The 22693-nt window shown below is 67.9% G+C and carries 17 protein-coding genes; 8 read left to right on the top strand and 9 right to left on the bottom strand.

Features of this window, described 5'->3' with window-relative positions; genetic code table 11:
• Positions 1–16: 16 nt before the first annotated feature.
• The 4 genes from VX037_RS14440 to VX037_RS14425 form a co-directional block, all read right to left on the bottom strand.
• A complete protein-coding gene (locus VX037_RS14440; RefSeq protein WP_287015179.1) occupies positions 17–1846 on the bottom strand; it encodes a phosphoenolpyruvate carboxykinase (GTP) in 1830 nt (609 codons plus the stop codon).
• Positions 1847–2066: 220 nt separating this feature from the next.
• Positions 2067–2465: a DUF6802 family protein gene (locus VX037_RS14435; protein ID WP_266060781.1), complete on the bottom strand. Its 399-nt coding sequence runs from the start codon at positions 2463–2465 to the stop codon at positions 2067–2069.
• Positions 2466–2649: 184 nt separating this feature from the next.
• Complete coding sequence (locus VX037_RS14430; RefSeq protein ID WP_287015178.1) at positions 2650–4107, bottom strand: GTPase domain-containing protein; 1458 nt, start codon at positions 4105–4107, stop codon at positions 2650–2652.
• Positions 4092–4958, bottom strand: a complete 867-nt coding sequence (locus VX037_RS14425) for a hypothetical protein (RefSeq protein ID WP_266060778.1) — start codon at positions 4956–4958, stop codon at positions 4092–4094. The genes VX037_RS14430 and VX037_RS14425 overlap by 16 nt, the downstream gene beginning before the upstream one ends.
• A gap of 104 nt (positions 4959–5062) precedes the next feature.
• Between VX037_RS14425 and trmB the strand changes: the two genes are divergently transcribed.
• From trmB to VX037_RS14405, 4 genes are all read left to right on the top strand, one after another.
• Positions 5063–5842 carry a tRNA (guanosine(46)-N7)-methyltransferase TrmB gene (gene trmB / locus VX037_RS14420; RefSeq protein WP_235722821.1) on the top strand — a complete coding sequence of 260 codons (780 nt, stop codon included), beginning with the start codon at positions 5063–5065 and terminating at the stop codon, positions 5840–5842.
• Positions 5839–6579 carry an NYN domain-containing protein gene (locus VX037_RS14415; protein WP_287015175.1) on the top strand — a complete coding sequence of 247 codons (741 nt, stop codon included), beginning with the start codon at positions 5839–5841 and terminating at the stop codon, positions 6577–6579. The genes trmB and VX037_RS14415 overlap by 4 nt, the downstream gene beginning before the upstream one ends.
• Positions 6580–6702: 123 nt before the next feature.
• Complete coding sequence (locus VX037_RS14410) at positions 6703–9978, top strand: MMPL family transporter (protein ID WP_266060775.1); 3276 nt, start codon at positions 6703–6705, stop codon at positions 9976–9978.
• A 148-nt stretch (positions 9979–10126) separates the two neighbouring features.
• Complete coding sequence (locus VX037_RS14405; protein ID WP_235722824.1) at positions 10127–11482, top strand: MFS transporter; 1356 nt, start codon at positions 10127–10129, stop codon at positions 11480–11482.
• 106 nt (positions 11483–11588) lie between these two features.
• Here the strand turns inward: VX037_RS14405 and VX037_RS14400 are convergent, their stop codons facing one another.
• The 3 genes from VX037_RS14400 to VX037_RS14390 are packed head-to-tail and all read right to left on the bottom strand — an operon-like array spanning position 11589 to position 14809.
• Positions 11589–12284: a response regulator transcription factor gene (locus VX037_RS14400; protein WP_328714736.1), complete on the bottom strand. Its 696-nt coding sequence runs from the start codon at positions 12282–12284 to the stop codon at positions 11589–11591.
• Positions 12253–13488, bottom strand: a complete 1236-nt coding sequence (gene macS, locus VX037_RS14395) for a MacS family sensor histidine kinase (RefSeq protein ID WP_372474977.1) — start codon at positions 13486–13488, stop codon at positions 12253–12255. The genes VX037_RS14400 and macS overlap by 32 nt, the downstream gene beginning before the upstream one ends.
• Complete coding sequence (locus VX037_RS14390) at positions 13457–14809, bottom strand: AI-2E family transporter (RefSeq protein ID WP_328714734.1); 1353 nt, start codon at positions 14807–14809, stop codon at positions 13457–13459. Before VX037_RS14390 ends, macS begins: the two co-directional genes overlap by 32 nt.
• 34 nt (positions 14810–14843) lie before the next feature.
• On the opposite strand from VX037_RS14390, the gene VX037_RS14385 reads away from it, so the two are divergent.
• Together VX037_RS14385 and VX037_RS14380 are read left to right on the top strand one after the other, a co-directional pair.
• The gene (locus tag VX037_RS14385; RefSeq protein WP_328714732.1) at positions 14844–15989 is read left to right on the top strand and encodes a lysylphosphatidylglycerol synthase transmembrane domain-containing protein; all 1146 of its coding nucleotides are present in this window, start codon (positions 14844–14846) and stop codon (positions 15987–15989) included.
• A gap of 6 nt (positions 15990–15995) precedes the next feature.
• Entirely contained in the window at positions 15996–16460 is a 465-nt protein-coding gene (locus VX037_RS14380; protein ID WP_372474978.1) for a DUF3054 domain-containing protein, read from the top strand.
• A gap of 98 nt (positions 16461–16558) precedes the next feature.
• On the opposite strand, the gene VX037_RS14375 is transcribed toward VX037_RS14380, so the two are convergent.
• A complete protein-coding gene (locus VX037_RS14375; protein ID WP_235723034.1) occupies positions 16559–18202 on the bottom strand; it encodes an NTF2-like N-terminal transpeptidase domain-containing protein in 1644 nt (547 codons plus the stop codon).
• A gap of 150 nt (positions 18203–18352) precedes the next feature.
• Between VX037_RS14375 and VX037_RS14370 the strand changes: the two genes are divergently transcribed.
• Positions 18353–19099 (top strand): pirin family protein, encoded by a 747-nt coding sequence (locus VX037_RS14370; protein WP_235722829.1) that lies wholly within the window; start codon positions 18353–18355, stop codon positions 19097–19099.
• A gap of 102 nt (positions 19100–19201) precedes the next feature.
• On the opposite strand, the gene VX037_RS14365 is transcribed toward VX037_RS14370, so the two are convergent.
• Positions 19202–20647, bottom strand: coding sequence for a dihydrolipoyl dehydrogenase family protein (locus VX037_RS14365; RefSeq protein ID WP_328714730.1), 1446 nt, complete (start codon positions 20645–20647; stop codon positions 19202–19204).
• 57 nt (positions 20648–20704) lie between these two features.
• Here VX037_RS14365 and VX037_RS14360 point away from each other — a divergent pair, with 57 nt between their 5' ends.
• On the top strand, positions 20705–22693 hold the full coding sequence (locus VX037_RS14360) for a M13 family metallopeptidase (protein ID WP_328714729.1): 1989 nt from the start codon (positions 20705–20707) through the stop codon (positions 22691–22693).

Genomic DNA, 22693 nt, shown 5'->3' with positions numbered 1-22693 from the left:
GGGAGGTGAGCTTCGGTCAGGCCAAGCGCTGCTTCAGGTGATCGAGCTCGTCGCGCAGTGAGCTGGGGAGCTTGTCGCCGACGAAATCGAACAACTCCTCGATCAGCGGGATCTCCTGGCGCCATTCGTCGGCGTTCACCGCGAGCGCGGCCGCGATGTCCTCGGCCGGCACACCATCGAGGCCGTCGACGTCGATTTCCTCGGGCTTCGCGACGATGCCGACAGGAGTCGAGATGCCCTCGTTCTTGCCCTCGATCCGACCGACGATCCACTCCAGCACGCGGCTGTTCTCACCGAAGCCCGGCCACAGGAAGCGGCCGTCGTCGCCGCGACGGAACCAGTTGACGTAGAAGACCTTCGGCAACTTCTGCGCGTCGGCATTCTTGCCAAGGTCGAGCCAGTGGGCGAAGTAGTCGCCCACGTTGTAGCCGAGGAACGGCAGCATCGCCATCGGGTCGCGGCGCACGGTGCCGACCTTGCCCTCGGCGGCTGCGGTCTGCTCGGAGCCGACGGTGGCGCCCATGAACACGCCGTGCTGCCAGTCGCGGGCCTCGGTCACCAGCGGCACGGTGGTCTTGCGGCGGCCACCGAACAGGATCGCCGAGATCGGCACGCCCTGCGGATCGTCCCACTCCTTGGCCAGCGACGGGCACTGGTCAAGCGGGGTGCAGTAGCGCGAGTTGGGGTGGGCGGCCTTGTGATCGGACTCCGGCGTCCAGTCGTTGCCGAGCCAGTCGGTCAGGTGCGCCGGCTTCTCGCCGCCGATGCCCTCCCACCAGATGTCACCGTCATCGGTCAGTGCGACGTTGGTGTAGAGGGTGTTACCGGCCTCGATGGTCTTCATCGCGTTCGGGTTCGAGTCGTCGCTGGTGCCCGGCGCCACACCGAAGAAGCCGAACTCGGGGTTGATCGCGTAGAGGCGACCGTCGTCGCCGAAGCGCATCCACGCGATGTCGTCGCCGACGGTCTCGGCTTCCCAGCCTTCGATGGTCGGCTGGATCATCGCGAGGTTGGTCTTGCCGCAGGCGCTCGGGAACGCGGCGGCGACGTAGTAGACCTTCTTCTCGGGGCTGGTCAGCTTGAGGATCAGCATGTGCTCGGCCAGCCAGCCCTCGTCGTGGGCGAGGACCGACGCGATGCGCAGCGCGTAGCACTTCTTGCCCAGCAGCGCGTTGCCGCCATAGCCGGAGCCGAAGGACCAGATTTCGCGGTCCTCCGGGAAGTGCGAGATGTACTTCTCGGAGTTGCAGGGCCACGGGACGTCGGCCTGGCCGGGTTCGAGCGGCGCACCGACGGAGTGCAGCGCCTTGACGAAGAAGCCGTCCTCGCCGAGGAGTTCGAGGACCTGGGGACCGACGCGGGTCATGATCTTCATCGACAGCACGACGTACTCGGAGTCGGTGATCTCCACGCCGAGCTTGGGGTCGTCGGAGCCGAGCGGGCCCATGCAGAACGGGATGACGAACATCGTGCGGCCGCGCATGCACCCGCGGTACAGACCGTTCATCGTGGCGCGCATCTCGGCCGGGTCCACCCAGTTGTTGGTGGGACCGGCGTCTTCGGCGGTCTTCGAGCAGATGTAGGTGCGGGACTCCACGCGCGCGACATCGGCGGGGTCGGATTGCGCCAAGAACGAGTTCGGCTTCTTGTCCTCGTTCAGCTTGACCAGGGTGCCCGCCTCGACCAGCTGACCGGTCAGACGCTCCCATTCGGCGTCGCTACCGTCGGACCACACCACCCGTTCCGGCTGCGTCAGCTCCGCGACCTCGGCAACCCACGCCAGCAATCCGGCGTGTTTCGTCGGGGCGGTCTTCGGGTCCAGGCCTGGAATGGTGGCTGAGGTCATGATCGGTTCTCCTCCGAGGTGACGGCGCGATGCACAGCCGTCGCGATGTCGTCGTCACCACAGGATACGTTCACCGAGCGCCCGCTAGGTACCGGGGTGATCCAGATGCGGCAAATCCCACATCACGACATCGGCCAATGGCGTATGCCGACGTTGCGTCGGCCCCGAGTCGGCGCGCGATCGGCCATGCCGGGTAGCTCAGCGGCCTCGGTCTCGTCGGTCAGCCCAACCTACCGGTGTCGGTGGCCACCCAGGTGCCGCTGCCCGGGTCGAGCACCCGCGACGAGAACGTTCCTTCCGCATCGACCTCGGTGATCTTGTCCACCTGCCCGTCGTGGTCGGAGTCGGTGTAGACGGTGAGTCCACCGTCGCCGGTCCGGGTCAATGAGTCGCGGATGCCGTCGTCGTCGGTGTCGACATCGGCCGGGCCGAGATCCCAGATGCGGCCGTCGGAGTGCATCCACAAGTGATCATCCGGTGTCGACGTGGCACCCGCGTGCTCGAACACCGCGCCGGCGTCGTGGCGGCCCACCGCGGCGCCCCCATCCGGATCCACCGACCCCTGGTGGTCGAACGATTCATTGCCGAGTGGATCACCACCCAGAAATGACATGTCCATCCGCACTCCCCTCGTCGATGCCGCATCCGCACACCACCGTGATGATAAGACGCGCCGGCCCGCCATTCGGTTCCATCGCACTTCGGCCCCCCTCCCGGCGGCCGTCGCATCGGTTCTTCCACCTGGTTTCGTCAGATCGGCCAACTGCAGTTGGGGGACGAAGCGATACCCGGCGGAGGAACCGTCACACGCGAGCGAGTTCGGCGCGCAGTGCCCGGACGCGGGCGAGACGGTCGCGTGTGGGTTGGCGGGCCGCGCCGGTGCGCAGGGCGCGCAGCTGCTCGTCGATCGCGGCGATATCGGCGGCCGCCTGGCGGGTACGACGTTCGTGGTAGCGGGTGATCTGACCGATCAGATGGGCTTCGGCCGCGGCCACTCGTGACCCCACCCGGTGTTCGAGTCGCGCCCGGGTCTCGTTGAGCGCCTCGCCGCTCCAGGTGCGCATTTCGGCCCGTACCGCGGCCGATCGCCGCACGCGGATCACCAGTACCGCCACCAGGACGCCGAGCACCAGGGTCAACGGCATACTCACCCACTGGAGCGTGTGCACCGAGGCCATCGGCGCCACGATGAGCCGCCCGAGCCCGAGCCCGCTGGATGCACCGATCAGCACCACCAGCAGATCCTCTCCGCTGCGCCGTGCCGTGGGCACCGGCCTGTCGAAGGGCGGCCCGACGTCGTCGGTTCCCGCGACCGGTGCCGGTCGGGGCGCCGCCGCGTCGATGCCGAGCAGTGCTGCGGCCGACACCTCGTCGAGGCGCTCGTCGGTGGCCGTATCGACCCGCGCTCGCATCGCCGTGGTCTGGTCGGTGAGCCACCGGGCGAACTCGTCGCGACCCCGCGCGGACAGCCCCGCCGTGCGAGCGGTGGCGTCGGCGGCGAGCGCGCGGGTGCCACCGGCGATGTCGGCGATCGTCTCGCTGCGCACCCGGGTCAGTCCGGCCCGCACCACCGCCAGCCGGTCGGCCCGGCCGCGGTCGCGGGATTCGAGCACGCGACGACGGTGAGCGGCCAGGTTCTCGGGATCGTCCTCGCGGGACGCCTCTGCGGCGAGTAGCTCGTCTTCGAGTTGCCCGAGCGCTGCCAGCGCGGCACCGGTCCGGGCGCGTTCGCGCCGCTGCGCGGGTGCAGCGGCCATCTCCTCGGCAGCCCACTGCAGCAGCGCGCCGACGCCCGACTCGGCGTCGGTCCCGGACAGCGCGAGCGTCGACGACACCGCGAAGACGGGGAGTTCCTCGCGCGGATCGAGCGTCGCGCGATGGGCGCGCAGGATGCGCGGCCACTCCCAGTAGGCGTCGATCTTGGTGCACACCAGCGCCACGGTTCCGAAGCGCCGCCGCAGCTCGTCGACGGCGCCGCGCTCCTCGGCACCGACCGACGACGTCGGATCCACCACCAGCAGTGCCGCGCCGACCGCCGCATCGTCGGCGCGGGCGCCCCATCGGCCGGACTCCACGCGCAGCGTGGGGTCGATGTGTCGGCAGGCCTCGAGCAGCGTCGACACCCCGGTCCCGCCGATCCCAAAGACCGCGACATCGGTCCCCCCGCCGACGATGGCGGCCGGTTCGTAGCCGGTCAATCCGGCCACGGCCGCCGACACATCGGCGGCCACCCCGGCGCCGGCCATCACGCCGCCGGCCATCTCGTCGCCTCGGTCTCGGCGAGTTGCGCAAGCAGCGGCTCCACGGCGTCGCGGTCGTGCCCGCGTGCGGCGATCGTCTCGAGCCGGGTGCGCAGCTCCACCAGCCGCCACTGCCGGACCCGCCCGACGCGTTCGGTGATGGGCGCGATCACCTCGTCGATTCCGCTGCGTCGCCACAGTTCGCGGTCGAGCATCGTCGTATCGGTCACGTCGGGGTGTGCGGCGAGCAACTCGAGCGCGATCTCGATTCCGGTCCGGTCCAGCCGCCGCATCAGTGCGGCGCGCATGACGCGTTCGTCGTCGGGGCCGGCGGAGAGGAACGCCCCGGCCATCGCCGGCATCTCTTCTCCGGTGCGCGCCAGTTCGCGGAGGAATCCGAGTTCGTCGTCGGTGACCGTCGCACGTGCCAGCAGCGCCGACACCGGGATCACCGCCTGATCGATCTGCTCGGCGCAACGCGCGGCGACCTCGGCGGCCACGACCGGATCGCGGTGGGTGTCGGATTTGTTGAGCACCACGATGGTCCGGTCGGTGGGTGAACGGGCCAGCATGTCCCGATCGTGCGCCCGCGGCGGGCCGGTGAGCACATGCATCCACAGATCCGCGTCATCACCTCCGGTATCGCTGGTCGCGGCCACCGACAGCCGCTCGTGCAGAGCTCTCGCGAAGGTTGCCCGACCGCTGCCCGCACGACCGGTCACCCGCACCTGCAGGGGCCGCGCGTAGCGGCGCGCGGCGTCGGCGAGTTCGGCGCGCGCGGGTGAATCGGGTGCGACGACGTCGGCGAGGCGCCCGGACTCGGCCAGCCGGGCGGGCGTGTCCGGGGACACAGTGCTGGGGTCGTTCGCCATGCTGGAAATGTAACGTGCACCATCGCAGCGCGGCATGGTGTCCGGCGAGTCGATTGCCCGCTGACCGGGGCCGAAGCGGTGTCGGCTGTTCCGCGACACCACCCATGCGCAACGATGGACGGGTGAGCGAGAGCGTCGATCAGTCACGTCTGTACCCGCGGGTGACCAGTTTTCGATTCCGTCGGGGCACCCTGACGACGGGTCAGCAGCGCAATTGGGAGCAGTTGTGGCCCCGGCTGGGCCGCGACCTCGCGATCGGTACCGACCGGGTCCCCGAGGAACCGATCGACCTCCCGGAGTTCTTCGGCCGCAACGCACCCGTCGTCCTGGAGATCGGGAGCGGCACGGGGATCTCGACGGCGGCGATGGCCACCGAGGAACCCCACGTCGACGTCCTCGCGGTGGAGGTCTACAAGCCGGGCCTCGCACAACTACTGGGTCTGGTGGACCGCGGCGGACTCACGAATGTGCGGATGGTGCGCGGCGACGCCGTGGTGGTGTTGACCGAGCTGCTGACATCGGAGTCGCTGACCGGGATCCGGGTGTTCTTCCCGGACCCGTGGCCGAAATCACGTCACCACAAGCGCAGGCTCATCCAGAGCGGCACGCTGGAACTGATGGCCGACCGATTGGTGCCCGGGGGTGTGCTGCACATCGCGACCGATCACGCCGGGTATGCGGAGTGGATCGCCGAGCATCTCGCCACCCAGCGGCGTGACCGACCGCACGTCGTCCAGGCGACGGCCGGCTCGCCCATCCTGCTCGACCGTCCCACCACCAAATTCGAGGGGCGCGCCGAACGAGAGGGTCGCGAGGTGAACGAATTCGTATATGTTCGGCCCCAACCCCCCACTTCCCGACCCACCGAAAGCGGCGGAGCATGAGCGACGACGTCACTGCGACCCAGCCGGCCCCCACCCAAAGTGCCGGGTCAGCGCCAGGTTCCGGACCGTCGGGCACCGGGCCGAATCGGTTCGCCGACACCATCTCCGGCCAGAGCGGAACACCGCGGGTGCTGTTGGTCTGGGATGCACCCAACATGGACATGGGGCTCGGCGCGATCCTCGGCGGCCGCCCGACCGCGGCGCACCGACCGCGCTTCGACGCGCTGGGCCGCTGGCTGTTGCAGCGCACCGCCGACATCTCCGCCACCGCGGCGACGGGCACGTCGGTGGAGCCGGAGGCCACCGTCTTCACCAACATCGTCCCGGGCAGCGCCGACGTGGTTCGGCCGTGGGTGGATGCGCTGCGCAACGTCGGTTATGCGGTGTTCGCGAAGCCCAAACTCGCCGATGACAGTGATGTGGACAGCGACATGCTCGACCACATCGCACTTCGCAGGCACACTGTTGGACTAGCTGGCCTCATCGTCGCCTCGGCCGACGGCCAGGCGTTCCGGGAGCCGCTGCTCGAGGTGGCCGCCGACGGCGTTCCGGTCACCGTGATCGGTTTCCGCGAGCATGCCAGCTGGGCCTTGACCACCGAGGAGTTGGAGTTCGTCGACCTGGAGGACATCCCGGCGGTGTTCCGTGAGCCGTTGCCGCGGATCGGTCTCGACTCGTTGCCCGACGACGGGGCGTGGCTCACACCGTTCCGACCGTTGCAGGCACTGCTGCACTGATCACGGTTCCATCGATCCCGACCGACTCAGGGATCACTCAGGACCGCTTGCCACAATCCCGCCTGAAGAACTTCCCGCGCGCAGCACTTCATCCGCCAGGTACGACCGAGAAAGGAACGAGGCGTGTTCGGAGCCATCGGCACATTCGTCTTTCGAATGCGCTTCGCCGTGATCGCGGTTCTGATCGCCCTGATGGGCGGTCTGGGCCTCTACGGTCTCGACCTCGGTAAGTACCTCAGCCAGAGCGGCTGGTTCGATCCCACCTCGGAGTCGGTGAAGGGATCGGTGGTCGCCGACACCGCGCTGGGCCGCGATCACCGGTCCGACGTCATCCTGCTGATCACGCCACCAGAGGGCACCTCCGTCGACGACCCTGAGTTCGGCGCAAAGGTGGAGAACTTCGTCGATGACCTCATCGCGCAGCACGGCGACATCGTCAACCGCGAGGATCCGGGCATCATCGACCCGTTCTATCTGCGCGATCAGACGTCCACCTCGCAGGCCGCGCAGGCCACCATCCGGGAACGCACGTTCACCGACGACGGCCGCCACGCGTTCATCAGTATCGGCGTCAAGGGTGACGACGACACCACGGTGCTCAACAACTACACCGTCATCGAACCGTTCTTCGACGACATCGGCGCGAGATTCAACCTCGAGGACACCACGTTCGAACTCGCCGGCCTCCAACCGGTGGCAGGCAGTATGGCCGACGGCATGGACAAGGACATCCACCGTGCCGAGGTGATCGCCCTGCCGTTGGTCGCGATCATGTTGTTCTTCATCTTCGGCGGGGTGATCGCAGCCTGTCTGCCGGTGCTGATCGGCGGTCTGACGATCGCCGGATCGCTGGGCATCATGAAGATCCTCGCCCAGATCACCGAACTGAACATCTTCGCGCAGTCGGTGGTCACGCTGATCGGCCTCGGTATCGCGATCGACTACGGCCTGTTCATCGTCAGCAGATTCCGCGAGGAACTCGCCGAAGGGTATTCGACGAAGGCCGCGGTCCGCCGAACCGTGATGACGTCGGGACAGACCGTGGTGTTCTCGGCGACCATCATCGTCGCGGCGCTGGCGTGTCTGCTGATCATGCCGCAGGGCTTCCTCAAGTCGGTCGCCTACGGCGCGATCGCGTCGGTGACGCTCGCGGCGATCTTGTCGATCACCGTGTTGCCGGCCACCCTGGCCATCCTGGGGCCGCGGATCGACGCGCTGGGTCTGCCGTTCCTGCGGCGCACCAAGACCAAGGAAGAGGTCGAGAACGGGTTCTGGGGCCGACTGGCCGGTTGGGTCATGCAGCATCCGGTGGCGACTGCGGTCCCCACGATCCTGCTGTTGCTGGTGCTCACCATTCCGTTCGGCGGAATCAAGTTCGGCGGCATCAGCGAGGCCTACCTGCCGCCCGACAACCCCAACCGGGTGGCGCAGGAGAACTTCGACGAGTATTTCCCCACCGAGCGCACCGAAGAGATCAAGCTGGTCGTCGCCTACGACCCGAACGACGCGGCCAGCGGGCAGAAGATCCAGCAGATCGCCGACGAGGCCAATCAGATTCCCGGCTTCACCAAACAGTTCAGCCCGTCGTCCGACGGCGGGGCGCTGACCGGCCAGTACGGCGACAACGGACCGCAGATCATCCAGATGTCGGCGGGGTTGGTGGACCGCAACACCGCCGCGCCCGCCATCGACGACCTGCGCGCGATCGACACCCAGGGCCTCACGATGTGGGTGGCCGGCACCCCGACACTGACGCAGGACTCCATCGATGCGCTGATGTCACGGCTGCCGATCATGGCCGTCCTGCTGGTGCTGGTGACCGGCTTCCTGATGTTCCTGGCGTTCGGCTCGCTGGTGCTGCCGATCAAGGCCGCGCTGATGACGGCGCTGGGGCTGGGGGCCACGCTGGGCATCCTGACGTTCATCTTCGTCGACGGTCACGGCGCAGCGCTGGCCAACTTCACGCCCGGGCCGCTGTTCGCCGCGGTGCTGGTGCTGATCATCGCGATCATCTTCGGTCTGTCCACCGACTACGAGATATTCCTGTTGTCTCGCATGGTCGAGGCCAGGCAGAAGGGCGCGACCACCACCGAAGCCGTTCGGGTGGGCACTGCCCACACCGGTCGCATCATCACAGCGGCGGCGGCGATCCTGGTGGTGGTCACCGGCGCGTTCGGCCTGTCCGAGATCGTGATGATGAAGTACATCGCCTACGGCATGATCGCGGCGCTGATCCTCGATGCCACCATCATCCGCATGTTGCTGGTGCCGTCGGTGATGAAGATGCTCGGCGACGACTGCTGGTGGGCGCCGCGCTGGATGCGGGTGATGCAACAGAAGATCGGGCTCGGCGAGACGGTTCTCGACGATGAGCCCGACGAATTGCGCGATCAGGCCGCTGCCTCGCGGATGCGCTCGGCCGGCACCATCGTCGCCGAGGCACCCACCTCCACGATGCGCGCCGCTCCGCGGTCGACGCGCGGCGACGTCGGTGTTCCGGCCGCCGCAGCGACGGGTGCGGCCGCCCGCGGTGCCGCACGCACCGCCCCTCGGCCGACACCGGATCGTCAGTCGCCGAGACGTTCGGCGAACGTCGCGGCGCCACAGGCCGTGCCCGGTGGCCGACTACCGCGTGAGGGGCAGGTCGCCGGGCCGTCGGCCGAACCGGCGCCCGCACGCGTGGGCCCGTCCGCGCCGCCGACGGGCGACCGCTCAGCGAGCCGACCGACTCCTGCGGCACGTCCCGCACCCACATTCAGTCGCGCACGGCGTTCGCGGTCGGACGGCCCGGACACCGGCAGCTGGCGACTGGGAGCGGGTGGCATCCGCCTCGGCGACGATGAGCCGTCGGCCCAGTCTCCGTCGGCCCAGTCTCCTAACCCCCAATCTCGTAACCCCCAATCTCGTAACCCCCAGTCGGCTCCGACCCAGGCCCCGACGGCCCACCCCGGTGCGGCACCGACCCGGTCACAGCAGCCCCGCCCCGCGTCGCCGCCGGCCGCCTCGGCACCACCACCACCGACGGCCCCGCGGCCGCAGCGCCCGACCCCTGCCCCGCCGGCGGATTCGGCTCTCGGTCGCCGCCCGGCGCTGGACAACACGGGTAAGCGTCCGCTGGCGGCGTCGTTGAGCCCCGAAGGCGAACGACGCACCTCGCGGCCGCAGCGACCAGGGGGGTCACCGATGGATCGTGGTCTCAGCAACGAGACCCCGCCGTTGACCGGCCGGCAGCCGGATGGGGATCGACCCGGTACGGCGGAACCCACCGACGGTGGCGAGGGGCGCCGACGGGCCACCGACCGGCACGCCCGCTCCGACAACGACGGCGACGGCGCGCAGATCAGTGTGCAGGAACTGCTTCGCCGCAGCCGCTCAGGCAACGGCCGCTCGGAAAGCTGACCTCGGCGGCGTCGGATGCGCTCGGTTGTCAATCACGTGATCTGAGCCATCAAAGGTCACCTTGGTCAGGACTGGCCAAACACCTGATGTGATCGGCCGCACATCAACGCAGGATTGTCTCCCAGCACACCCACCTTGGAGGCAGCCCATGAACGCACCCACCACCTGGACGAGCCCAGAGCACCGAAAAAGCGTGCTTTGGGTGGTGACCCTCGCCGCGATCGCCATCGTCTTCGACGGCTATGACCTCGTCGTGTACGGCACCGTCCTACCCACCCTGCTCGACGACCCATCGCAGCTGGGCGAACTGAGCCCGGGCACTGCCGGCGCGCTCGGCTCCTACGCGCTGATCGGCATGATGATCGGCGCGTTCATCGCGGGCACCTTCGGCGATCGGGTCGGCCGCCGCCGGATGATGCTGATGAACATTGCGTGGTTCTCCATCGGAATGGGAGCCACCGCACTGGCTCCCAACGTGGCCACCTTCGGTGTTCTCCGGTGTCTGACCGGAATCGGCATCGGTGGCCTGGTCGCCACCGTCGGCGCCCTGGTCGCGGAGTTCGCGCCCACATCCAAGCGCAACCTGTTCAACGCCATCGTCTACAGCGGCGTCCCGTTCGGCGGCGTGCTGGCAGCGGTTCTGGCGCTGCTGTTGGCCGATCACATCGGCTGGCGTGGACTGTTCTGGGTCGGCGCGTTGCCGCTGGTGACGCTGCTGCCGTTGGCGTGGCTCAAGATGCCCGAGTCGCCGCAGTGGCTGGTGTCGCGCGGCCGGCTCGACGAGGCGAGCGCCATCGGCACCCGCACCGGTATCCCCGTCGACCTCTACCCGCAGCCCGCCGGACAGGCCACCGCGCAGCCGGACAAGGTCGGCTTCGCCGCCCTGGCCTCACGCCGGTTCGCGCTGCCCACCCTGCTGCTGGGCACGATGAGCTTCGCCGGACTGCTGCTGACCTACGGCCTCAACACCTGGCTGCCGCAGATCATGGAATCGGCCGGTTTCAACGCCAAGGGATCGTTGTCGTTCCTGCTGGTCCTCAATGGCGGCGCCATCGTCGGCGGCCTCATCGCCGCCCGCCTCGCCGATGGTCGCGGCCCGCAGCGCATCGTCGCCACCTCGTTCTGCCTGGCCACATTCGCCCTGATCTGCCTGACCCTCGGGTTCCCGCTGCCGGTGTTGCTGGCTGCGGTCGCCGTTGCCGGTACCGGCACCATCGGTACCCAGGTGCTGATCTACGGCTACGTGTCGAACTTCTACCCCACCTCGGCCCGTGCCGCCGGTGTCGCGTGGTGCGCCGGATTCGGCCGGCTCGGCGGCATCGTCGGTCCGGTGATCGGTGGACTGCTGATCGGCGCAGGCATCTCGTCGAGTGCGGCGTTCTACATCTTCGCCGCAATCGCCTTGGCCGGGGCGGCCGCGACGATGCTGGTGCCGCAGGACAAGCCGAAGGCCGAGGTCACCGCCAACCCGGTCACCGAAGCGCCGTTGGCTGCCGCCGAATAGCCTTCCGGAACAACGACTCTGGCCCCTGAGGAGCCCGCGAACGGAGTGAGCGTGCGGGCCCCTCGGGCATCGTGTGGGTCACCGAAGGACGCCCCGCCCGTCGCACTCATTCATCCAACCCCTGTTCGATCGCATACCGCGTCAGCTCCACTCGGTTTCCGAGCTGGAGCTTTCGCAGTGTCGCCTGGACGTGGTTCTCGACGGTTCGGTGACTCAGCGACAGTCGGGTACCAATCTGTTTGGCACTGAACCCTTTCGCCACCAGTCGCAGGACCTCGGTCTCCCGGTCGGTGAGGGTGGGGCGGCTGTCGTCCCGATCGGGTGTCGCCGAGATCCGCCGGTACTCACCGAGGATCAATCCGGCCAGCCCCGGCGTGAACACGGCTTGCCCGTCGGCGGTCGCCCGGACCGCTTCCAGCAGCTCTGCCTGCGACGCACTTTTCACCAGATAACCACTGGCACCGGCCTTCACCGCCTGCAGAACGTCGTCACGCTCCTCCGACGCGGAGAGCACCAGGACCCTACTGCCCGGCGACACCTCGAGCACACCTGCGGTCGCCTCGGCACCGGTGCCGTCGGGCAGCTGCATGTCCATCAGCACCACGTCGGGCGCGACCGCGCCGGCCCGGCGCACGGCAGCGCCGACACCGTCGGCGGTCGCCACCACATCGAAGCCGTCCTCGGCCAAGTCACGGGCCACGCCCTCCCGCCAGATCGGGTGATCGTCGACCACCATCACCCGCAGTGCGGTCGCGGTGCCGTCCACCGACTCACCCGACCCGGTCGGCATCTGTTGCGCCATTACCCCTCCCGTCCACCGGAATCGTCAGTTCCCATTCTGTGCCGCCCTCGGGTGCGCATTCGAGGTGTGCGGTCCCACCCAGCGACTCGATGCGCCCGACGATCGACGTGGAGATCCCCATCCGCCCCTGCTGTTGCGCTTCCCCGAGGCGTCCCGGCGCGATACCCACCCCGTCGTCGCGGATACTGACCACGAGCTGATCGCCGAGATCCTCGAGCAACACGAATGCACGCGCCCCTGACCCGGCGTGCCGGACGACGTTGTCGAGGGCGTTGATCACGGCGGCGCGGATTTCGGTGGCCACGAATGCCTCCACGTCGACCGCGGTTCCCGGAGCACTGACCGAGACACCGTCCGCGGCCAGGGCACGCAAACGGGCTGCGAGATCGACGGTGGTTCCGTCGATCTCGATCTCCTCGGCGGCCCCCGAGACCAGCCGTCGCAGCGCGTACTCCTGTTCGCCGGCAAGTTCGGCGAGCGCGGCGGTCTCACCGCCGATCTCACGGCCCCGTCGGGCGATGAGCGCGAGGACCTGCAATACCCCGTCGTGCACCTCGCGTGAGAGCCGCTCGCGTTCCTCGGTCGCCGCGGCGATCCCCGCCGCCTGCGCCAGCACCGCCTGGGCGCGGCGCGCGATCACCGCGGCCAGTCCGACGGCCATCCCGGTGGCCACAATGATGATGATCGTGGCGTTGCGACCGAAGTTGAGGTCGAAAGCGCCCTTGACGAATGCACTGGTGCCGCCGACGAGCAGCCCCGACACGATGCCCCAGACCGGCCCGGCCAGCAACGCCACCGAGATCACGGCATTGACGGCCCACAGCGTGGTCGGCCAACTCTGGTTGTTCAGGGCCCAGGATTCGGTGGCCACATATGAGGTGGACAGCATCATCGCGCAGGCCACCGCCACGTCGGCACTCACCCAGTAGCGGTTGCGACCGAAACCGACGTAGTAGGCGATGCCGCTGGTTGCCGTCCACGCCGTCAAGACCGCGAACAGCACCCACGCGGTCGCGCGGTGGGCCAGATCGTCGTTGATCGCGATCTGAAAACCCAGGGCGTACATATACGAGAGCAGCCGGAACAACTGCGCGGCCCGCCACAGCGGCCCCACCGGATCGGTGTCGACGGCCATCGCCAACTGAGTGGCGCGGCTCGGTCGGTGGAGCGGTTCAGGTGTCGTCGTCACGGCGTCGCGGGTCATCGGCGTCGGCGTCGGAGCGGGCGTACTCGTCGTCGGTCAACCCGCCGGAGTCCTCGTGCTCGGCCGGCAGGGTGGTCGTCGGGCGCAACTCATCGACGGTCTGGGTGTGGACGGTGTCCTCGGCGTCACGATGGTCTACGCGATCCCACCTCGGTTCGTCGGGTGAGGCGGAGTACATCGGCTCATCGGCCCGCTCCTCGCGGCGTTGCGCCGACGGCGCGCTGCCCGACAGGTGACGGACCGCGGTGTTGGCGAACGCGATCAACGGCACGGCCAGCAGGCCGCCGATGATGCCGGCGGAGACGATGCCCGCCGCGATCGCCAACACCACCGCGACCGGGTGCAGTCGCACCGACCGGCCCAGCAGGAACGGCTGTAGCACATGACTTTCCAGCTGCATGACACCGACGACGATCGCGAGCGCGATGATCGCGGCGATCCAGCCCTGCGTCACCAACGCCACCAGTACCGCCAACGTCCCGGTCGCCAACGCGCCGACGATCGGGATGAAGGCTCCCAAAAAGATCAGCGAAGCCAGTGGCAGCGCCAGCGGAACGTGCAGGATGGCCAACCCCACGCCGATACCCAGCGCATCGACGAAGGCGACCGCGACCGTGGCCCGCACGTAGCCGACCAACGTCGCGAAACCTGCGACGCCCGCCGCCCGCACCCGACCTCGCGTATCGACGGGGATCACCTTGGTGACGAACGTCCAGATGTGGCCGCCACCGTAGAGGAAGAAGATCAGCAGGAAGAAGGCGAGCAGCGCGCCGGTGACGATCTCGGTCGCGGTGGTCGCCGTCGCGAGTGCGCCGCTGGTGACCTGGGCCTGGTTGTGCTGCAGGAAGCCGGTGAGGTCGTTGCCGATGTTCTGGACCTGGTCGCGGTCCACGCCGAACGGGCCGTCGACGAGCCAGTCACGGCTGCGGTCGATGGTCGTGGTGATCTCGGAGGTGAGCTGCGGGAACCCTCGGATGAACTCCTGCACCACGAAGGTCAGGACCGCCGTCAACAGGCCGAGCACCACGACGATGGCGAAGAGCACCGCCAGCGACCTGGGCATGCCCGCCCGGTCGAGCGCATCGACGACGGGCACCAGCATCGCCGCACCGAGAATGGCCAACGCCACCGGCACCAGCACTTCCTCGAACTGGTTGAAGGTCAACACCAGGACGTAGGCGGCACCGGCGATGACCAGCAACCGCCATGCCCATTCAGCGGTGGCACGGACCAGCGGGTGCACCTTCTCACGATCGACCGTGACGATGTCGGCGGGCCGCTGCGCACGGGGTGATCGATCTACGGTGTCGGCATCGCTCACAGACACCAGCGTAGCTGTGGATATGGTGTGGGCTATGTCGTCGGAGGGGCCCGCCACGGGAAGCGTGTCCATGCGGTCACGCTTCTGGTGGCTGCGGTGGGTGCTGCTGGCGATCGTCGTGGTCATCCTGGCCGTCGAGGTCGTGTTGATCTCGCCCAGCCTCGAGGAGGCCTGGCGCCGCATCGGCGACCTCGACTGGGTCTGGATCGTCGCCAGCATCGTCGCCGCCCTGCTGTCCATGGACAGCTACGCGCAGGTCCAACGTGCACTGTTGCGATCGGGCGGCGTCAAGGTCGGCCAATGGCAGTCGTTGTCGGTGATCCTCGCGTCCAATGCGGTGAGCCAGACGATGCCGGGTGGCCCGGTGTTGTCGCCGGCCTTCGTCTACCGCGAGACCCGCAAGTGGGGCGCCACACCGGTCGTCGCATCGTGGCAGGTGGTGATGTCCGGTCTGCTCGCCGGCGTCGGCCTGGCGGTGCTCGGGTTCGGCGGCGCATTGCTGGCGGGCGCCAAGACCAGCCCGTTCTCGGTGTTCTTCTCGGTGGTCGGCTTCATCGCGGTCGCGGTGGTCTTCCAGTATCTGGCCAGCCATCCCGAATCGCTGCAGAGCACCCTGCTGCGGGTGATGGACTGGATCAACCAGGTCCGCAGCAAACCCGCGGGCAACGGGCACGACCGCATCATGGAGACACTCGAACAGCTGCGTGCGGTGCAGCTGTCCAAACGTGACCTCGGGGTGTCGTTCGGTTGGAGCATGTTCAACTGGGTCGCCGACGTCGCGTGCCTCGCGTTCGCGTGCTGGGCGGTCGGCGCGCATCCCAGCATCGCCGGACTGATGGTGGCCTACGCGGCCGGGAAGGCGGTCGGCACCGCGGTTCCGCTGCTGCCCGGTGGCATCGGTGTCGTCGACGCCGTGCTGGTTCCCGCCCTGACCTCGGCGGGAATGCCGGCCGCCGACGCCATCACCGCCGTGCTGGTCTATCGCGTCATCAGCTACATCCTGATCGCGGCCATCGGCTGGGTGGTGGTGCTGTTCATGTTCCGCGGCACCTTCCGCACCGGCGAGACCCTGGAGGAGGAGCTCGATCGCGACCTGGACTCGGAGCCGGGGGCCGGACGGGTCGACGAGCGTGATGCCGGTCCGGGTGATGGTCGACGGCCCGACGACCCGCTACCGTAGGGGACCATGTCGAGTTCTCCCGTTGTCGCAGGTACCGACGCCCGGGCAGCTCGGGCCCGAGCGCTGCCGATGCCGGTGACCGCACTCATCGATCTCGTCGCGATCACGGTGTTCGTGATGATCGGCCGATCCAGCCACGACGAGGGACTCACCGTCATCGGCGTGCTGCAGACGCTGTGGCCGTTCGCGGTGGGCGCGGCCGCGGGATGGTCGATCGCGTATGTGTTCTCCCACGTGCGGTCCAGCGAGTGGTTCGGCCACGACTTCCACCCCGAGCGGCTCGTGCCCGCCGGCGTGATGATCTGGTTCTGCGCCGTCGCGGTCGCGATGATCTTGCGCTACCTGCTGCACCAGGGCGTCGCCCCGAGTTTCGTCGTTGTCGCCACCATCACCCTCGGCGTGTTCCTCCTGGGATGGCGCGCAGCCTACGGGGTGGTGCGTCGTCGCTCGGCCTCGTCGCGCGCCAATTGATCTTCCGCGCGCGCAGCCTCACGCGCGAATGATCGATGCGCGCGCGAAACCCACCGATCCCTGAGGAGCCCGGAGCTTGCGGAGGGCGTCACGAAGGGCTACTTGATCCGGAAATACTTCTGCGCCACCTGCAGCGCCGCCGTCCCCGATGTGTTGCCCTCGGTGTAGATGACGATGACCTTGCCGCCCTGCAACCCGAGGAACCAGCCGGGACCCTGCGGCCCGTTGGTACCCACCAGCGCCTTCAGGCCGGGCGCTCCGGTGAGATCACTCGCATCGCCGGTCTTGGCTACCGTCGTCATCGCCCGCAGGATGGGCGCGGTGGTAGCCGCGTCGAGCTCGCCGAGCTGACCACCGGCCACCGTCGTCGGCACTCCCTTGATCACATACGGAGCCACCGAGGTCATCGTGCCCTTCGAACTCCGCGCCAGCGCCACCCCGAGTGCACCCATGTTCATCATCGACATGCTCGGCCCGTCCGGCCGGAAGTCGACGGTGGCCACTCCGGGCTGGTCGTTGGTCGGCGTACTGGCACCGGGAACGGTGAACTGCACACCCAGTCCCAGCCGGTCCATGATGGCGTCGCTGGATTCCTGGTTGGCATTGGCGGTGCGATCCACTTCGGTGAGCACCGGGTTCAGGGTGGTGCCCACGGGATAGACGGTGTCAGCGTTGATGCCCCGGTCGACGGCGTAGCTGTTGCGGGCCATGCCGAGGACTGCGCCGGTGGCCGCGTCGAGCGCCAGGATGGTGGCCGGCTGGCCCACCTCGACCGCCGCATCGCCGAGGGTCAGCTGCAGGCTCTGGTCGACGGTGGTCTGCACATCCGGCCCGGGCGGACCCTGCTCGCCGGCCAACTTGCGCGGCTTGATGCCCGGGCCCACCATCTGCACCTCCCAGCCGGCGGTCGCGTCACGGATGGCCTGCCAGTAGTTGGTGAGCCCCGCCTCCAGGGGCGACGACAGTCGCCGGTCGGCCATCACCAGCATGCCCGCCTTGCGCACCACGACACCGGGCACCGCATTCGGGTCCGACTGCAGTACCTGCATGTCCGGTTCACGCAACGTCACCGCGGTGATGGGTTTGCCGGGGGTCTCGGCCAGCTTCTCGGAGATGACCTGAGAGGTGATCAGCGGTGCGATCGGCTTGATCGTGCGGGCCAGTGCCCGTACCGAACTGCGCACATCCCCGGTCTGGTTCGGGTCGAGGATGATGTCGTTGACCGGCTGCAGGTACATGAACGTCTTACCGCTCCGGCTGCGCACCCGCGGTGCCGGGGTGGCGTCGGTGCGGATCTCGCGCAATTGTCCGCCCACGGGGAGCCCGGGGTGGATCACCGACGGCTCCCAGGTGATCTTCCAACCGGTCGACAGGTGTCGGGCGGTTCCCGAACTGGTGGTCTCGTAGCTGCGGTCCTTGTCCCACCGCCAGGTGGTCTTGAGCCCGAACGACGCCGTCCCGTCGCTGTACTCGACGGGGTTCTGCACCACCATGTCGATGTGCTCGGCATCCATGGACTGCAGGGTCTCGGTGAGTGCCGCCCCGGCCTGGCCGGGGGCGGTGGTGAACTCGGCCGCCCCGCCGGCGTCCTGGCGTTCCATAGCCGCGGCAAATTGCGCCACCGCACCTGCGGCGTCGCCGCTCTCCCCACCCGACACTCCACACGCGCTGAGCGCCACCACGACGCTGCAGGTCGCCGCCGCACAAGCCACCTTCGGCGCGCGCTTGACCCAGATCTTCATAGTCTCAATTTTCACTCTTGTCACACTGGATTTCGATGCCGTCCGCTTCCATTCGGGGATCCGAGGGGTCACGATCGGGTCTCGGGGATCCCGAGGCAGCCCAATTGATGTGGCCGATACCACACGTTCGTTCGCGGCACATAATGGGTCATGGTCTACTCCGTGATTCCGGCCGCCGACCGCGCGGTCACCACCACCGACTGGCTCACGTCCCGACACAGCTTCTCCTTCGGCGATCACTACGATCCATCCAACACAAATCACGGCTCTCTGTTGGTGAATAACGATGATGTGGTCACTCCGTTACAGGGCTTTGACCAACACGCGCACCGCGAGTCTGAAATCGTCACGTGGGTCACGTCCGGCGCACTGGTTCACCAGGATTCGGAGGGCCACTCGGGCATCGTCTATCCCGGTCTGGCACAACGGATGAGCGCCGGAACCGGGGTGCTGCACTCGGAGCGCAACGACACCTGGCCCGATCATCCCGGAGCCGGCACCGTACCCGTCCGGTTCGTACAGATGTGGGTGATGCCCGACGAGTTCGGGCTGACCCCCTCCTATGCCGCCGCCGACATCTCCGACGAGCTGACCGCCGGAGGTCTCGTCCCGGTTGCATCCGGGGATCCGAATCGTGATTCGGCGATCCGCATCGCCAATCGCTCGGCCACCTTATTCGCCGCCCGCCTCGACGCCACGAGCTCGGTGGAACTGCCCAGCGGCCGGTTCACCCATGTCTTCGTCACCCAGGGATCACCCACAGTTGGCGAGCACCTGCTTGCCGAAGGCGACGCGGTCCGCGGCGGCGATCTCGGCGGTGTGCGAGTATCGGCGGCCGGTGACGCAGAGATCCTCATCTGGGTGATGGACCGCGATCTGCGCGAACTCATGGGCTGAGTCGGCACCGCATCCCCCGCCGCCCCGCCGACAGAACCCCGTTTCTCGCCGACAGAACCCAGTTTCTCGCCGACGGAACCCAAAATCTCGCCGACAGCATCGTCAGCGCAGCGACTCCAGCAGCCGCAACCAGATCTCGCTGACCGTCGGATACGACGGCACCGCATGCCACAACCGATCGAGGGTGACCTCTCCGACCACCGCGACGGTCGCCGAATGCACGAGCTCGGCGGTGCCTGCACCGACAAAAGTCGCACCGATGATGACGTCGCGACTCCGGTCGATCACCAGCTTCGCCTGCCCGGAGTAGTCGGGGTCCAGCAAATATGTGCCCGCGACCGCGAGGTCCATGTCGGCAACCGTGACGTCGATGCCGCGGTCGCGTGCCTGCTGCTCGGTGAGACCGACCGCGGCAACCTCCGGCCGGGTGAACACCACCTGCGGAACCGCGGAATGATCGGCGAACGCCGAATACCGCGAGCTGTCGAGGTTGCGTCCCTCGGCCCGCGCAGCGATCACGTCTCCGGCGACGCGCGCCTGGTACTTGCCCATATGTGTCAGCGCCACCCGTCCGTTGACGTCACCGACGGCATAGAGCCACGGATGACCGGACACGATCAGATGGTCGTCGACCACGATCGGTCCGCTGTCGGGCAGATCGATCGCGTCGAGCCCGAGGCCCTCGGTGGCCGGAGCACGCCCGGCAGCGACCAGGATCTCGTCGACGTCGAGGATGTCGCCGGAGCTCCGCAACATCACCCGCGCCGGACCTCCGTGCAGGCGGCCATATCCCGTATCTGCAACATCGCGCCGTTCGACACGGTCGATCTCGGTCCCGAACCGGATGTCGACACCCCGATCGGTGAGCGCCCCGGCGACCATCTCGCCGACGAACGGTTCGCTCTTCGGCAGCAGCCGGTTGCCGCGCACCACCATCGTCAGCTCACGCACGCCCAGGTCCAGCAGCCAGGTGGCCGCCTCGCAGGCCACGACTCCGCCCCCGAGCACCACGATGCGTTCCGGGATGTCGACGAGGTTGGTTGCATCCCGCGACGTCCACGGCAACGACTCGCGCAGCCCGTCGATCGGTGGGATCGACGCAGTGCTGCCGGTCGCGATCACGACGGCTTCGCGGGCATGGATGCGGCGATCCCCCACGGCCATCACCCGCTCGCCGACGATTCGCCCGTGCCCGCGGATCACGTCGATCCCCGCGCCCTGCGCCCACTCCACTTGGGAGCTGTCGTCTCGCCCGCCGGTGATGGCGTCGCGGCGGGCGAGTACCGCCGACGGTTCCGGCGCCACTCCGGACAGACGTTCCCGTGCACCCGGCAGCGCGGCCGCGGCCGCCAATGCCGCACCGGGGCCGAGGAGGCCCTTGCTCGGCATACACGCCCAGTAGGAGCACTCACCGCCGACGAGTTGGTGCTCGATGATCACCGCGGTGCGGTCGCTGCCCCGGATGGCGTAGTCGGCGGCGTTCTCCCCGACGGGACCGCCACCGATCACGACGACGTCGTAGGTGCTGGTCTCGGTGTTGTTGCCCATACCACCACCGTAGGTGAGCAGGCTGACGAATCGAGGTTGCGATGACAGGATGGACGGGTGACCGCTTCGCAGACTGACACCTCGCAGGTTTCCGGTATTGATCTCAGCTGGGTGGACGACGACGTCCGCGTCCAGGACGACCTGTTCGCCCACGTGAACGGCAAGTGGCTGGAAAGCCACGTGATCCCGGAGGATCGCTCACTCGACGGCGCCTTCCACGTGCTACGCGATCGCGCCGAGGAGAACGTGCGCGACATCATCACCGAATGCGCCGATGCCGACGCGCTGAGTGGTTCGGACGCGCAGAAGATCGGTGACCTCTACGCATCGTTCATGGACACCGACCACATCGACGCCCTGGGCATCGGGCCGATCCGCGGCGAACTCGACAAGATCGCGGCCATCGCCTCGACCGACGACCTCAGCCTGCGCATCGGGCGCCTCCAACGCCACGGCGTCGGCGGCCTGTTCGGCCTCTACGTGGACACCGACGCCAAACAGTCCGACCGCTACCTGGTCCACGTCGTACAGTCCGGGCTAGGCCTGCCCGACGAGTCCTACTACCGCGAGGACAAGCACGCCGAGACACGTGACGCCTACACCGCACATGTGGGCCGGATGTTCGCACTCGCCGGTATCGACGATTCCGAGTCCCGTGCCCGGACGGTTCTCGACCTCGAGACCGCCCTGGCGAGTCACCATTGGGATGTGGTGGCGCGCCGCGACGCCGAGAAGACCTACAACCTTCTGACGTTTGCCGATTTCGCCGACGCGGCCAGGGCCTTCGATGTGTCGACCTGGCTCGGCGGACTGGGCACCAGCAGCGATTCGACGTTCGCCGAGTTGGTCGTGGGTCAGCCGTCGTTCGTCACCGGCGCAGGCGAATTGATTGCCGCCCGGCCACTCGACGAGTGGAAGACCTGGCTCACCTGGAAACTGTTGCACTCCGCGGCCCCGTACCTGTCCGCCGACTTCGTCGACGAGAACTTCGACTTCTACGGCCGCACGCTGACCGGCGCCGAGACCATCCGCGACCGGTGGAAGCGCGGCGTCGGGTTCGTCGAGGACGCGATGGGCTTCGCGGTCGGAAAGCTCTACGTGGACAAGCATTTCGGTCCCGAGGCGAAAGCCCGGATGGACGAGTTGATCAATAATCTGGTTGCCGCCTACCGTCGCAACATCACCGAGCTCGAGTGGATGACCCCGGCCACCCGCGAGAAGGCGCTGACGAAGCTGGAGAAGTTCACGCCGAAGATCGGCTTCCCCGCGAAGTGGCGTGACTACGACGCACTCACCGTGGACCGCGGTGATCTGATCGGGAATGTCGCTCGCGCATCCTCCTTCGAGCAGGACCGGGAGTTCGCCAAGATCGGGCAGCCGGTGGATCACGACGAGTGGTTCATGACCCCGCAGACGGTGAACGCTTACTACAACCCCGGGATGAACGAGATCGTCTTCCCGGCAGCCATTCTGCAGCCGCCGTTCTTCGATCCGGATGCCGACGACGCGGCCAACTACGGCGGCATCGGCGCGGTGATCGGTCACGAGATCGGCCACGGCTTCGACGACCAGGGCGCAAAGTACGACGGCGATGGCAACCTGGTGGACTGGTGGACCGACCAGGACCGTACCGAGTTCTCGGCCCGCACAGGCAAACTGATCGATCAGTACGGCGCGTTCACCCCGGTCGGCCTAGACGAGCAGTACAAGGTGAACGGCGAGTTCACCATTGGTGAGAACATCGGCGACCTCGGCGGCCTGTCGATCGCATTGGTCGCCTATCGGCTCGCCACCGAGGGGACCACACCGCCGGTCATCGACGGACTCAGTGGCGAGCAGCGGGTGTTCTTCAGCTGGGCGCAGATCTGGCGCACCAAAACCCGTGACGCAGAGGCGATCCGTCGACTGTCCATCGACCCACACTCACCGCCGGAGTTCCGCTGCAACGGAGTGGTCCGCAACATCGACGCGTTCTACAGCGCCTTCGATGTAACGCCCGGCGACGCACTTTATCTCGACGAGTCCGAGCGCGTCCGGATCTGGTAG

Source organism: Gordonia sp. Z-3 (assembly GCF_036233855.1).
Classification (GTDB): domain Bacteria; phylum Actinomycetota; class Actinomycetes; order Mycobacteriales; family Mycobacteriaceae; genus Gordonia; species Gordonia tangerina.
Note: the sequence above shows the minus strand (reverse complement) of the source record. Positions and strands in the feature narration are given on the sequence as shown.